Consider the following 12995-nt stretch of genomic DNA (forward strand, 5'->3'; position numbering starts at 1 on the left):
CGACCTCGCCCGGCCATCCCCTGGGGTCGCGTCCGCCAGACGCCGCGCCGTACTGTCCAGCGATGTCAACGCCGCCAGAGCGGTCACGAGCGCCGATCGGCTCCCTGCCCCGTTCTTCGCCGCCGGGCACCCGATGGCGGCCGAGCTCGCCACGGCCGTACCTGCGGCGCTCGAGGAACGCTGACCCCTCGGCGGGGTACCGTCGGCGTCACCTCGAAGTGAGCGTGACAAATGTGGAGGTCCCCAAGTGAGCATCGCCCCGCCGTTCCGCGCCGACGTCGTCGGCAGCTTCCTGCGGCCCGAGGCGCTCCAGCGGGCCCGCGCGGCCCACGAGGCCGGCGAGCTCGACGACGCCGGACTGCGAGAGGTCGAGGATCAGCAGATCCGCGAACTGGTCGCCAGGCAGCAGGAGAACGGTTTGAAGGCCGTCACCGACGGCGAGTTCCGCCGCTCGTGGTGGCACTTCGACTACTTCGGGATGCTCGACGGCGTGGAAGTCGTCGAGCTCGACCACGGCCTTCAGTTCACCGGCGTGGAGACCAAGCCCCGCGGTCTGCAGGTCAACGGGAGGATCGGCTTCCCCGAGCACCACCCGATGCTCGAGCACTTCATCTTCCTGCGCGACCGGGCCCAGCAGGTGGGTGGCCTGCTGCCCAAGATGACGATCCCCGCGCCGACGGTCCTGCACTTCCGGCTCGAACAGGACGCGATCGCCACCGAGCACTACGCGGACCGCGACGAGACCCTGGACGATCTGGCGGCGGCGTACCGCGACGCGATCCGGACGTTCTACGAGGCCGGGTGCCGCTACCTCCAGTTCGACGACACCGCCTGGGCCTACCTGTGCTCGGAGGAGGAGATGGCGAAGGCGTCCGAGCGCGGAGTCCGGACCGATCGCCTCGCCGAGAGGTACTCCGCTCTTCTCGACGACGCGCTACGCGACAAGCCCGACGACCTGACGGTCACCACCCACGTCTGCCGCGGGAACTTCCGCTCGACCTGGATCGCCTCGGGTGGCTACGAGCCGGTGGCGGAGCAGTTGCTCGGCAACACGGCGTACGACGGCTACTTCCTCGAGTACGACACCGACCGGGCCGGCGGATTCGAGCCGCTGCGTTTCCTGCCGGAGGGCGAGAAGACGGTCGTGCTCGGCCTGATCACGTCTAAGAGCGGCGATCTCGAGAATCCCGCCGACGTGAGACGCCGGATCGACGAAGCCAGCCGATTCGCGCCCCTCGAGCAGCTCGCCCTCAGCCCGCAATGCGGCTTCGCCTCCACCGAAGAGGGCAACGTCCTCACGGAAGAACAGCAGTGGTCCAAGGTCCGGAGCGTCGTCGACATCGCCCGGGAGGTCTGGGGCGCGGAGACCCCGCTGTGAACAGGCGACACCGGTCGACGGGAAGGCACTGGGATGACCGGTGACAGCGATCGGACCGAGCAGGGACGTCACCAGCAGTCGCGGCCCCGCGCTGCCTGGGGTGGCCGTTGCCGTACCGGGCGACCGGCGTCGAGCCCATCTCCGAGGAATTGCTGCCGCCGGAGGAGACCCTGGCCGACGCCCGCGCTCTGCTCGAGGCGGGGCGCCCGTTCGCGGCTTACGAGGCACTCGAGGTCCGGTGAAGTCCTGCCCTGACGACGAACGCGAGCTGTGGCAGGGGCTGGCCCAGCTGTGCGTGGGCGTGACCCACCACGAGCGTGTTCCCCAGGCGAAGTCAGAGCGCGAGTTGAGATCGTGTGGGCGAGGCAGCGGCCACGCATTCTGTTCCGGAAGCCGCCATTCGAATATCCGTCTCGCCGATCTTCAACTGACGCTCGCACGGCCCACCGTCCCGCTTCTCGCCGCGCGTCGCCCGTCTGCTCGCGCGAACCGACAGGCAGCCGCCTACAGCCCCCGCGCCATGTCCACGAAGCGCGAGTAGTGGAGCTGGTGGGCGACCGTGATCGTGGACGTGGGACCGCCACGGTGCTTACCCAGGATCAGGTCGGCCTCGCCGGCCCTCGGGTCGTCGCGCTCGGAGGCGTCCGGGCGGTGCAGCAGCATGACGATGTCCGCGTCCTGCTCCAGCGAGCCGGACTCACGGAGGTCGGAGACCTGCGGCCGCTTATCAGTTCGCTGCTCCGGCCCACGGTTCAGCTGCGAGATCGCGATCAAGGGCACGTCGATCTCCTTGGCCAGCAGTTTGAGCTGACGAGAGAACTCCGAGACCTCCTGCTGACGCGACTCGACCTTCTTGCCCGAGGACATCAGCTGGAGGTAGTCCACCACGATCAGCCGCAGGTCGTGCTTCTGCTTGAGCCGACGGGCCTTGGCGCGGATCTCCATCATCGTCATGTTGGGAGAGTCGTCGATGAACAGCGGCGCCTCGGAGATCTCACCCATCCGCCGGGCCAGCCGCGTCCAGTCCTCGTCGCTCATCTTGCCCGACTTCATGTCGGACAGCTTGACCCGCGCCTCGGCGCTCATCAGACGCATCACGATCTCGGTGCGGCTCATCTCCAGCGAGAACACCACGGAGGAGAGCCCGTGCTTGATGGAGCAGGACCGCATGATGTCCAAGCCGATGGTGGAGTTGTGCGTCGGGATCGCGGTGGGACCCGCCAGGTAGAGGTGGTCGTCGGCGGCCACCTCGATGCACTTGACCGGCACGCTCGCGGCACCGCGCACGTCGGTGATGAGCCGCGCCGCACGCCCGGAGTCCGGGTGCTCGGGGACGACGATGCCAAAGTCGCAGACCAGCATGAGCGTGTCCAGCGACTTGGTGGTGACGATCTGCTCGGTGCCGCCCATCTCGATGCGCCACTCGTGTTCGGCGTCGGCGACCAGCTCGGGGCCGTCGTTGAACCGCACGGTGAAGCAGGGACGGTCCTCCCACACCTCGGTCACGGCCACGACCTCGGTGGGCTGCCCGTCGGCGCCCAGCACGCGGTCACCCACCGCGACCTCGCCCATGGTGGTCTGACCGTCCGGGGTGGGCAGGACGGTGTCCAGGGCGAGAGCCTTACCCACACCCGGGCGGGCGGCGATGATGATCATCTGCCCGCCGTGCAGGCCGTTGGTGACGGCGTCCAGGTCCGCGAACCCGGTGGGCACGCCCTGCGAGAGGCCGCCGGCGGTGTGGATTGCGTCGATCTCGTCCATCGTGGGCTGCAGCAGCTCCTCGATGATGACGTAGTCCTCGGTGGTGCGGCGCTCGGTGACCTCGAAGATCTCCGCCTGCGCCCGGTCCACGACTTCGGCGACGTCCGAACCCTCGGAACCCGAGTAGCCGTACTGCACGATGCGGGTGCCCGCGTCGACCAGACGACGCAGTACCGCCTTCTCCGCGACGATCTGGGCGTAGTACCCCGCGTTGGCCGCGGTGGGCACGGTCGAGATCAGCGTGTGGAGGTAGGGCGCACCACCGGCGCGGCGGAGATCCCCGCGGCGATCGAGCTCGGCGGCCACGGTCACCGCATCGGCCGGCTCCCCGCGCGCGTACAGGTCGAGGATGACGTCGTAGATGGCCTGATGCGACGGCTTGTAGAAGTCGCCCGGCTGGATCTCCTCCACCACGTCCGCGATGGCGTCCTTGCTCAGCAGCATGCCGCCCAGCACGGACTGCTCCGCGGTGAGATCCTGCGGCGGGGTACGGCCGAACTCGCCGCCGCCGCCCTCGTCGGGCGGAGGGGGCAGTTCGCCGGGACCGTCGTATCCCGCCTGCGCCATGACCGCTCCTCTTTCGCTGTCGAACTCGACCGCCCGCCCGGCCCCGACTGGGAACCGGCGAGCGACCCCTTCACTGTAGGGCACCGACACGACACCCCCGTGTCGGGCCTGCCCGGTTATCCACAGGCTTCTCCACATTTGCGAGAGGGCGTCTGTGGAGAACTGTGAATGGTTGGGTATTACGCAGGGCCGATGGGCGTATCTCTGTGGAGAACCAGTGGACAGCCCAGGTCAGTTCCTGCAAAACCGCAGGTCACTGGTATCGATGCAGGTCGGAGGTCCCGTGGAGAACCTCGTTTATCACGTCACAAACCGGGACACAATGGATAACGAAAGATGAACGCGACGGATCTGAGAACCGTCGGGACCCTAGCCTTTACAACTAGTTATCCACAGGCCGTCCACAATGGCGAGGGCCCCGGTCGTCACTGTGACGACCGGGGCCCTGCGCGGGTGTATCAGACGGGGACGACCTCGACCGCGACGCGCGCGGTGGTGTCGTGACCCAGGTCGACGACGACGCTGTGGCTGCCGGTCGCCTTGATGTGCTCCTTGGGCATCTCCACGGAGCGCTTGTCGAGCGTGGGGCCACCGGCGGCCTTGATGGCCGAGGCGACGTCACCCGCGGTGACGGAGCCGAACAGCTTGCCCGTGTCGGAGGTCTTGACCGCGACCTTGACGTCGGTCATCGACTCGAGCTTCTGCTTGAGCTCGTTGGCGTGATCCGAGTCGCGGACCTCGCGGGCCTCGCGGGCACGCTTGATGGACTCGATCTGGCGCTCGGCACCCGGGGTGGCCACGATGGCCATCCCGCGCGGGAGCAGGAAGTTACGACCGTATCCGCCCTTGACCTCGACGATGTCGCCCGGCGCACCGAGCTTGTCGACGTCGGCGGTGAGGATCAGCTTCATGATCCGTCTACCTTTCTTTCCTCCGACGGACCCGACCTGGGCCGGATTGTCGCGAGGTCATGTCTCATGCTTGTGGGGTGGGACGCCGGCAGCGCCCCGGGGAATCGACCCGATCTAGAACGGGGGCTCGTCGTCCATGCCGCCGAAGCCACCGGAACCGCCGGCCTGAGGGGCGCTGCCCCACGGGTCGTCGTTCTGCTGGCCGCGGCCCTGGCCGCCGCCGTAGCCGCCCTGCGACTGACCGCCGCCGTAGCCACCCTGCTGGCCGCCGCCCTGGAAGCCACCACCCTGCTGGCCGCCGCCCTGGAAACCGCCGCCCCCGCCGCCTTCGCGGTTGGTGCGGGTCACCTTGGCGGTGGCGTACTTGAGGGACGGGCCGACCTCGTCGACCTCCACCTCGTACACCGTGCGCTTCTCGCCCTCACGGGTCTCGTACGACCGCTGACGAAGCCGGCCGTTGACGATGACGCGCATGCCCTTCTGCAGCGACTCGGCGACGTTCTCCGCCGCCTGGCGCCAGACGTTGCAGGTGAGGAACAGACCTTCGCCGTCCTCCCACTGGTTGGTCTGCGAGTTGAAGCGACGCGGCGTGGAGGCGATCCGGAAGTTCGCCACCGCGGCACCCGACGGCGTGAACCGCAGCTCGGGATCCGCGACGATGTTCCCGACCACCGTGATGGGGGTGTCGCCCTGTGCCATTCGCTTGTCCTCCGTGTTTCAGGCCTGGTGTGGATGGTGATCGGAGGCCGACCGACCGCGCCCAGAGTACCGGGGTGGTCGGACAGTCCGGGTCACTTGTCGGCGCGCAGCACCTTGGTGCGGAGAACGTTCTCGTTCAGACCGAGCTGACGATCCAGCTCCTTGACCGCGTCCGGCTCGGACTTGAGCTGGACGACGGCGTAGATGCCCTCGTTGAGCTTATTGATCTCGTAGGCGAAGCGGCGCTTCCCCCAGACATCGACCTTGTCGACCGATCCACCCTCTTGCCGGATCACGTTGAGGAACGTGTCCAGCGACGGCGCCACGGTGCGCTCGTCGAGACTGGGATCGAGGATGACCATCACTTCGTATTGACGCATGGGACCTCATCACCTCCTGTGGACTACAGATTCGGCCACGGTGTCTCCGTGGCAGGAGGGTCGTTGCGTCAGCAACCGCTCAAGGCTACCCCGCCCGAACTCGGCTGACGAAATCCCCGTCGGACTCGGACCGTGCTGCGAGCAGCCCGCGCCCTCACAGATCGTCGAGCCGGACGTACCCGTCCTCGACGGCGCGCAGGAGCAGACGCGCCTTGGTCCGTGCGGGTCTGACCACCGCGTCGTACTTGGACCGCACACGCTGGTGCCCCCGATACGATGAATGTGAGTTCATCCTGAGGACTCGCACGGCCACCGTCGACTGCGGGCGAGATGTCCGGACAAGTCCGTACGGCCGCGTCGTATTCCGGGCGGCCGGCGCGCGCAAAGAAGCATCACAACCCCGCCTAGGTGCGCTGCCTCTTCGACTTGCGATGGCCGAATGGTCCTGACACGCAGCGCAACCCCGCCCTGAGCGTGCATTCCGGCAGCGCGGGTCGAAGAGGCAGCGCATCCGGCGGCACTCGCGCTGCCGGAATGCCCACGCGGCAGCCGCGTCGCGGGGATTCTGTGGCCGGGGCAGCTGCGGCGGGGCTACGGCGGTCGGGCGCTGAAACGCCGGATGCGTCAGCCGTGCTGCAACCCGATCGTCAGCGCCTGCGTCACCGGGATCACGGTGAGGAACAGGAAGGCCGCGACGGTCCAGCCGATCCACACGGGCTGACGCCACCCCGCGCGGTAGCCGCCAGCGGCGGTCACCATGCAGACGAATCCGACCAGGATGCACAGAAACATCCAGATCATGGCGCTGGTAGTCATCGGATCGGGTCCTTCGTCTCGGGGTCGGCGGGCTGTGCCCCACCGGAGTCTGAGGGGTCCGCGAGGAACGCGAGCGGGACGCCCGCGATGCCCGCGGCATCCGCGGCGCGCGCAGCACCCGGGGCCCGCGTGGCGGGCCGGGTGACCGGCCGTTCTCCGGGATCGGCGAGGACCCCGGCGAGCGGGTCGGGCCCCTCGGGCGTGCCCTGATGCGTCATGCGGACGCGGTCGAGATGGGGCCGGTAGATCTCGAGGATCACCACCGCGCACACGGCGAGGACGAGCAGGTCGCGCAGCAACACGAGCGGGTGGAAGAGCTCGGGCCCGATCCCCTTGTTGGCGACGCCGTGGAAGTACGACATGTGCGCCACCCACAGCAGCGCATCGAACGCCATCCACGTCAGCAGCAGCCGCGCGCGCGGCACGGCGAGCACCGCGAGAGGCACCAGCCACAGCGAATACTGCGGGCTCCACACCTTGTTGGTCAGCAGGAAGAACGCCACGATGAGGAACGCCAACTGCGCCACGCGCGGGGTCACGGGCGCGGTCAGACCGATCACAAGCACCGCCAGACACGCGAGCGCGAACAGCACCAGCGAGACGGTGTTCAGCGTCGCAGGGGCCTCCCCGGCGGCGCGACCCGCGTCGAAGCCCTGCCAGCCCGTGAGCGTCTGGATGACGACGTAGACGCTCTCGGGGTTGGCGGGCCGGTCGGAGTTGAGTCGGAAGAACTCCCGCCACCCGTCGGGGAACGGGATCATGATCGGCAGGTTTACCGCCAGCCACGCCACGACGGCGGCGGCCGCGGCCTTACCGAGCTCGACGAACCGCCTGCGGCGGATCGCCACCACCAGCAGCGCGCCGAACAGGAACAGCGGGTACAGCTTGGCCGCCACGCCCAGCCCCAAGACGACCCCGGCCCAGACCGGGCGGCGGCGGGCCCACAGCAGCAGCGCGACGGAGGCGAACATCACCGCCATGAGGTCGTAGTTGGTGAAGGCCTGGAAGATCACCAGCGGGCTGGCCGCCATGAGCAGCGTGTCCCAGGGCCGGCGGCCGGCCGAGCGGTAGGTGGCCCACACGGCGACCATCCACATGAACGCCAGCAGGACACAGCCCAGCGCGAAGTAGGTGACCACCTCGAGCGGCCCGCCGGGGAAGATCGCGTGCAGGGCCTGGGCGGCCTGCGCGGTGACGTACTGGAACATCCCGGACAGCACCGGGTACTCCATGTAGCGGACCTCGCCGCCGTCGGCGATCCAGGAGTACTTGTAGGGCAGCGCACCGGTGTCCAGGCCCTCGGCGGAGTACAGCGGCAGCGGGTCCGCGTAACAGGCCTTGTAGTACTGCCGACCGTCCCAGTTGAGGCTGGGCTGCGAGCCGTCGGTGGGGTGGGTGGTCTCCAGACAGGCGGCCTTGGAGAAGAAGCCGAACGCCAGGAAGATCACGGCGAACAGCATGATCACGCGCAGCGGCGTCCAGAAGCGCTGGCGCCCGACCACGGCGTGCCGGCCGAGAGGGCCGCCCCACGCGGCGAGCGCCCCGGCCCCGGCGCCGTCACCGGGTCGGACCCGCTCGTGCGGCTCGAGCGATCGCAGGTCGTCGTCGAGCGGCAGCGGGGAGAGGTGGCCGTTGCTCTGCACGCTCACACCGGGTCAGGCCCCGCCGTCGTTGTCGCCGCCGGTCCCGCCGCCGCCACCACCGGTTCCGGTCTCGTTTCCGCCGCCGCCTCCCGCGGCGCCCCCACCCGCGGGGCCACCGCCCCCGGTGCCACCGCCCCCGGTGCCACCGCCCGCGCCACCGCCGCCGCCGGGCGCCGGCTGGGGCGCGGGGGCGGGCTGAGCCGGGGCGGGCGCGCCGGCGCCGGGTATGACGATCTCCGGCAGGCCGGGCACCTGGATGGTCAGCGGGCCGGGGGCCTGCGGGGCGGGTGCGGGCTGGACGGGCTCGGGCGCGACGCTCGGCTGGGGAGCGGTGCCGCCGGTGCCGGTGCCGCCAGTGGGGCCCGAGCCGGTCCCGGAAAACTCCCACGACGAGCGGCCGGCCTGACCGCCGATGTAGCCGGGCTCGGGGAAGGACTCCCAGTCGGTGCCGGACAGCGCACCGTCCATGGCCGACTTCCAGATGTCGGCGGGCACGGAGGCCCCGTACATCGTGCCGCCCCAGGCGTTGAGCAGTGGCTTGTTGTCGTCGGTGCCGACCCAGACCGCGGTGGCGATCGACGGGGTGTAGCCGACGAACCAGGCGTCCTTGTTGTAGCCGGTGTCGCCCAGCTGGGTGGTGCCGGACTTGGACGCCGAGGGGCGGCCACCGGCCAGCGCGTGGCCGTTCGAGTAGGCGGCGATGGGCTCCATCGCGGAGGTGAGGTTGTTGGCGACGTCGGCCTCGACCACCTCCTCGCCCTCGATCGACGAGTTGTCCAGGAGCACCTCGCCGTCGGCGGTCTCGACCCGCTCGATGAAGTGCGTGGGCCGGTGGACACCCTCGGCGGCGAAGGTCGCCAGGCCGGTCGCCATGTCCCGGACGCGGATCGGGTACTGGCCCAGGATGAGACCGTCGTACGGGTCCTCGCCCTGCTCGCTCAGGGTCTCCCACGGCAGGCCCGGGATCTGCTTGGGGACACCCGTGCGGTGGGCCATGTCGCGGACGTCGTTGGCGCCGTTGTCGAGCATCCGCTGCAGGCGGATGAACGAAGTGTTGAGCGACATCAGCAGCGCCTGGGAGATCGAGCAGGAGCCGCAGGACTGGCCATCGACGTTGGTGACGGTGACGTTGCCCGTGGTGACCGGCGCCGAGGAGATCTGGGTGCCGAGGCCGATGCCCTGTTCGAGGGCGGCGGCGACGCCGAAGATCTTGAACGTCGAGCCGGTCTGCAGCGGGGCGTTGGCGTAGTCCCAGCCCTCGGCCTCCTCGCCGCCGTAGTAGCCGATCACGCCGCCGGTGCGCGGGTTGATCGACACCACGGCGGTCCGGTTGTCCGGGCTCTCGCCCTGCATGTTGGAGCGCGCGGCGTCGACCACGGCGGACTGGGTCTTGGGGTCGATCGTGGTGATGATCTTGAGGCCGCGGGTGTTGAGCATCTGCTCGTCGATTCCGGACTGGGTGAGCTCGGCGAGCACCTGCCGACGGATCGGGCCGTTGGTGGGGTCGCCGACGTTCTGCTCGACGGTCTGCGGGTCCTCGACGACCTGCGGGAACACGGCGTTGCCGCGCTGCTGCGCGTCGATCGCGCCCATGTCGCGCATGCCGTCCATGACGTAGTTCCAGCGCCGCTCGGAGGCCTCGCGGCTGTTGAGCGGGTCCAGGGCGGAGGGCGACTGGATGACGCCGGCCAGCAGCGCGCCCTCCTCCACCGTCAGCGCCTCGACGGGCTTGTTGAAGTACGCGGTGGAGGCGGCGGCGATCCCGTAGGCGCCGCGACCGAAGTAGATGGTGTTGAGGTAGGCCTCGAGGATCTGGTCCTTGGACCATTCGTTCGTCATCTTGGCGGCGATGATGATCTCCTTGGCCTTGCGCTCGTAGGTGGGCGCGTCACCGACCATCGTGTTCTTGACGTACTGCTGGGTGATGGTGGAGCCGCCGCCCGCGCTGGACTCGCCGGTGATCTGCCCGATCACCGCGCGGCCGATGCCGGTGGGGTCGTAGCCCTCGTTGGTGTAGAAGGAGCGGTCCTCGGCGGCGATGACCGCGTTGCGCACGTGCACGGGCACCACGTCGAGCTCGATGAGCGTGCGGTTGCCCTCCGGCGGGACGATGCGGCCGATCATCGTGGCGCCGTCGCTCTGGTAGATCTCGGAGATCTGCTCGGTGCGGACGCTGCCGGGATCGGGGATCTCCGTGCGGTTGTAGGTCACGACCGCGACCGTGAGGGGGACGACGAGGAGGACGACGGCGAGGAGGATCACCGCCGTCCAGACCGGATGGCGACGGACCCAACCGGTCTGTTCCGAGGCCACGCCCCGGCCCTCGTCCGCGGCCTTACCCGTCCTGCCGTTCTGCGCCATGCTCTACCCTCCCGCGAGCCGATCCGACCGACCCGGAAGGCCCCCGGCGGCGGTGCTCTGGCGACCATTGTGTACGAAAAGAGCGCCGACGCTGTACTCCGGAGGCGCCGTCGGGCATCGGGCGGGGTGTTCAGCGGTGGCGTCGGAGCTCTCTCGCCGCCCGTCGTACGCGCTTTCCGGTCCCCGGCGTGAGCCCCACCTCATAGGACTCGACGAGGTGGTTCCACGAGCAGCTGCGGCACACCTCCACGACGTGGACGGTGAACTCGTCGTGGGACAGGGCGAGCTGCTCGATCTCGTCTGCGCCGCGGGCGGAGCCGGAGGCCGGGCCGAGGTCGTCGCCGAACACCCAGGACACCTCGGTGAGGTTTTCCTTGCGGCAGACGGGGCACACGGTCTCGGTGACCACGCCGTGGAAGCCGGCCGCACGCAGGAGGTAGACGTCCGCGTCGCAGACCTCGCGCAGGGACAGTCCGCCCTCGCGCAGGGCGGCCAGGACGCCGCGACGGCGCAGCGCGAAGTCCACCACCCGTCGGCGCCGCAGCGCCGCACGGCCGGTGGGGTCCTCCGGCCCCGGCGGGGGGCCGGATCGCGGGAAGCGGGAGTCGGCCTGGTCCACGACACCAGCCTACGGCCCGCGCCGGGGCCCCGGGCCCGACCCGGGTGCAGCGCCCCGGGCCCGACCCGGGTGCAGCGCCCCGGCGGTGACACGTCGGCGCGATGCCACAGCCCGGTATATCGGCCCGATACATCAGCGGGTGTACGATCGGTGACCATCGCATGACATCCGCAGGCACGACCGACGTGGGAAGGGGAGGTGGGTGCTGGAACTGGCCATACTGGGGCTGCTCGACGAGCGGCCGATGCACGGGTACGAGTTGCGCAAGCGACTGTCAGAGATGCTCGGGACGGTCCGGACCGTGTCCTTCGGCTCCCTCTACCCGACGCTGCGTCGCCTCCAACACCAGGGCGACATCGTCGAGGACTCCTCGGCCGCCACCGCCACCCGACCGCCCGCCACCGCGCGGCGCGGTCGCAAGACCTACCGCATCACCACGCGCGGCAAGGAGACGTTGGCGGCTCTGCTCGACGAACCCGGGACGTCGTCGTTCACCGACGACGGCTTCGGCGTCCACCTGGCGTTCTTCGACCGCACGCCCGGCCCCGCCCGGGTGCGGTTGCTCGAGGGTCGGCGTCGGGTCCTCGAGGAGCGGCGCGAGGGTCAGCGTGACGCCGCCGCACGCACCGGGCCCACCGAACTGCGATACGCCCGGCAGCTCACACTGCTCGGGCTCGAGACCAGCGAACGCGAGCTGCGGTGGATCAACGAGCTCATCCGGACAGAGAACCCATCACAAGGAGAACCCCAATGACCGACCAGAAGGTGCGCGTCGCGATCGTCGGCGTCGGCAACTGTGCGTCCTCGCTCGTGCAGGGCGTGGAGTACTACAAGGACGCGGCGATCGACTCGACCGTCCCCGGCCTCATGCACGTGAAGTTCGGTGACTACCACGTCAACGACGTGCAGTTCGTCGCCGCGTTCGACGTCGACGGCAAAAAGGTCGGCATGGATCTCGCCGAGGCCATCCGCGCCTCCGAGAACAACACCATCTCCCTCTGCGACGTCCCGCCCACCGGCGTGACCGTGCAGCGCGGCCCCACCCTCGACGGCCTGGGCAAGTACTACCGCGAGACCATCGAGGAGTCCGCCGCCGAGCCCGTCGACGTCGTGCAGGCCCTGCGCGACGCCGAGGTCGACGTGTTGGTCAGCTACCTGCCCGTCGGCTCGGAGGAGGCCGACAAGTTCTACGCACAGTGCGCGATCGACGCCGGCGTCGCGTTCGTCAACGCCCTGCCCGTGTTCATCGCCTCCGACCCCGAGTGGGCCGAGAAGTTCCGCTCCGCCGGCGTCCCGATCGTCGGCGACGACATCAAGAGTCAGGTCGGCGCCACCATCACCCACCGCGTGATGGCCAAGCTCTTCGAGGACCGCGGCGTCGCGCTGGACCGCACGTACCAGCTCAACGTCGGCGGCAACATGGACTTCAAGAACATGCTCGAGCGTGACCGCCTGGAGTCCAAGAAGGTCTCCAAGACCCAGGCCGTGACCTCCAACCTCGAGGGGTCGCTCAAGAACAAGGTCCACGACCGCAACGTGCACATCGGCCCCTCGGACTACGTGGAGTGGCTCGACGACCGCAAGTGGGCGTACGTTCGTCTCGAGGGACGCGCGTTCGGTGACGCCCCCATCAACCTCGAGTACAAGCTCGAGGTCTGGGACTCGCCCAACTCGGCGGGCATCATCATCGACGCCGTCCGCGCGGCCAAGATCGCCAAGGACCGCGGCATCGGCGGACCGATCCTGCCGGCCTCGGCGTACCTCATGAAGTCCCCGCCGGAGCAGATGGCGGACGACAAGGCCCGCGCCGAGCTCGAGGCCTTCATCATCGGGGCCTGACCCGCGCACCACAGAGGATCG

At 69.4% G+C, this 12995-nt stretch carries 13 protein-coding genes; 4 read left to right on the forward strand and 9 right to left on the reverse strand.

The features are described 5' to 3' along the window. Window positions 1-247 precede the first annotated feature (247 nt). Window positions 248-1378: a 5-methyltetrahydropteroyltriglutamate--homocysteine S-methyltransferase gene (locus A6035_RS16795; RefSeq protein WP_108848872.1), complete on the forward strand. Its 1131-nt coding sequence runs from the start codon at window positions 248-250 to the stop codon at window positions 1376-1378. Between the two features lie 107 nt (window positions 1379-1485). Next, window positions 1486-1620, forward strand: a complete 135-nt coding sequence (locus A6035_RS19240; protein ID WP_268817645.1) for a hypothetical protein — start codon at window positions 1486-1488, stop codon at window positions 1618-1620. Window positions 1621-1882: 262 nt separating this feature from the next. Here the strand turns inward: A6035_RS19240 and dnaB are convergent, their stop codons facing one another. The 9 genes from dnaB to A6035_RS16840 form a co-directional block, all read right to left on the reverse strand. Further along, entirely contained in the window at window positions 1883-3844 is a 1962-nt protein-coding gene (gene dnaB / locus A6035_RS16805) for a replicative DNA helicase (RefSeq protein WP_425267510.1), read from the reverse strand. A gap of 320 nt (window positions 3845-4164) precedes the next feature. Then, window positions 4165-4617, reverse strand: coding sequence for a 50S ribosomal protein L9 (rplI, locus tag A6035_RS16810; RefSeq protein ID WP_108848874.1), 453 nt, complete (start codon window positions 4615-4617; stop codon window positions 4165-4167). A 114-nt stretch (window positions 4618-4731) separates the two neighbouring features. Then, the gene (locus A6035_RS16815) at window positions 4732-5316 is read right to left on the reverse strand and encodes a single-stranded DNA-binding protein (protein ID WP_007632070.1); all 585 of its coding nucleotides are present in this window, start codon (window positions 5314-5316) and stop codon (window positions 4732-4734) included. Between the two features lie 92 nt (window positions 5317-5408). After that, a complete protein-coding gene (gene rpsF, locus A6035_RS16820) occupies window positions 5409-5696 on the reverse strand; it encodes a 30S ribosomal protein S6 (RefSeq protein WP_007632072.1) in 288 nt (95 codons plus the stop codon). 154 nt (window positions 5697-5850) lie between these two features. Next, entirely contained in the window at window positions 5851-5988 is a 138-nt protein-coding gene (locus tag A6035_RS18470; RefSeq protein WP_167400749.1) for a hypothetical protein, read from the reverse strand. Between the two features lie 332 nt (window positions 5989-6320). Beyond that, window positions 6321-6512 (reverse strand): hypothetical protein, encoded by a 192-nt coding sequence (locus A6035_RS16825; RefSeq protein ID WP_108848875.1) that lies wholly within the window; start codon window positions 6510-6512, stop codon window positions 6321-6323. After that, a complete protein-coding gene (locus A6035_RS16830) occupies window positions 6509-8161 on the reverse strand; it encodes a glycosyltransferase family 87 protein (RefSeq protein ID WP_108848876.1) in 1653 nt (550 codons plus the stop codon). The genes A6035_RS16825 and A6035_RS16830 overlap by 4 nt, the downstream gene beginning before the upstream one ends. A gap of 6 nt (window positions 8162-8167) precedes the next feature. After that, entirely contained in the window at window positions 8168-10516 is a 2349-nt protein-coding gene (locus tag A6035_RS16835) for a transglycosylase domain-containing protein (RefSeq protein WP_108848877.1), read from the reverse strand. A 130-nt stretch (window positions 10517-10646) separates the two neighbouring features. Beyond that, window positions 10647-11045 (reverse strand): DUF5318 family protein, encoded by a 399-nt coding sequence (locus A6035_RS16840; RefSeq protein ID WP_159149449.1) that lies wholly within the window; start codon window positions 11043-11045, stop codon window positions 10647-10649. Between the two features lie 292 nt (window positions 11046-11337). Here A6035_RS16840 and A6035_RS16845 point away from each other — a divergent pair, with 292 nt between their 5' ends. Together A6035_RS16845 and A6035_RS16850 are read left to right on the forward strand one after the other, a co-directional pair. After that, window positions 11338-11889, forward strand: a complete 552-nt coding sequence (locus A6035_RS16845; RefSeq protein WP_108848879.1) for a PadR family transcriptional regulator — start codon at window positions 11338-11340, stop codon at window positions 11887-11889. Continuing rightward, window positions 11886-12974, forward strand: coding sequence for an inositol-3-phosphate synthase (locus tag A6035_RS16850; RefSeq protein WP_108848880.1), 1089 nt, complete (start codon window positions 11886-11888; stop codon window positions 12972-12974). Before A6035_RS16845 ends, A6035_RS16850 begins: the two co-directional genes overlap by 4 nt. Window positions 12975-12995 lie beyond the last annotated feature (21 nt).

It is taken from the genome of Dietzia lutea, assembly GCF_003096075.1.
GTDB classification, from domain to species: domain Bacteria; phylum Actinomycetota; class Actinomycetes; order Mycobacteriales; family Mycobacteriaceae; genus Dietzia; species Dietzia lutea.

Coding starts and splice junctions, on each gene's coding strand:
- dnaB (WP_425267510.1), bottom strand. CDS start 3,844: ATGTGGAGAAGCCTGTGGATAACCGGGCAGGCCCGACACGGGGGTGTC.
- rplI (WP_108848874.1), bottom strand. CDS start 4,617: ATGAAGCTGATCCTCACCGCCGACGTCGACAAGCTCGGTGCGCCGGGC.
- A6035_RS16815 (WP_007632070.1), bottom strand. CDS start 5,316: ATGGCACAGGGCGACACCCCCATCACGGTGGTCGGGAACATCGTCGCG.
- rpsF (WP_007632072.1), bottom strand. CDS start 5,696: ATGCGTCAATACGAAGTGATGGTCATCCTCGATCCCAGTCTCGACGAG.
- A6035_RS18470 (WP_167400749.1), bottom strand. CDS start 5,988: ATGAACTCACATTCATCGTATCGGGGGCACCAGCGTGTGCGGTCCAAG.
- A6035_RS16825 (WP_108848875.1), bottom strand. CDS start 6,512: ATGACTACCAGCGCCATGATCTGGATGTTTCTGTGCATCCTGGTCGGA.
- A6035_RS16835 (WP_108848877.1), bottom strand. CDS start 10,516: ATGGCGCAGAACGGCAGGACGGGTAAGGCCGCGGACGAGGGCCGGGGC.
- A6035_RS16850 (WP_108848880.1), top strand. CDS start 11,886: ATGACCGACCAGAAGGTGCGCGTCGCGATCGTCGGCGTCGGCAACTGT.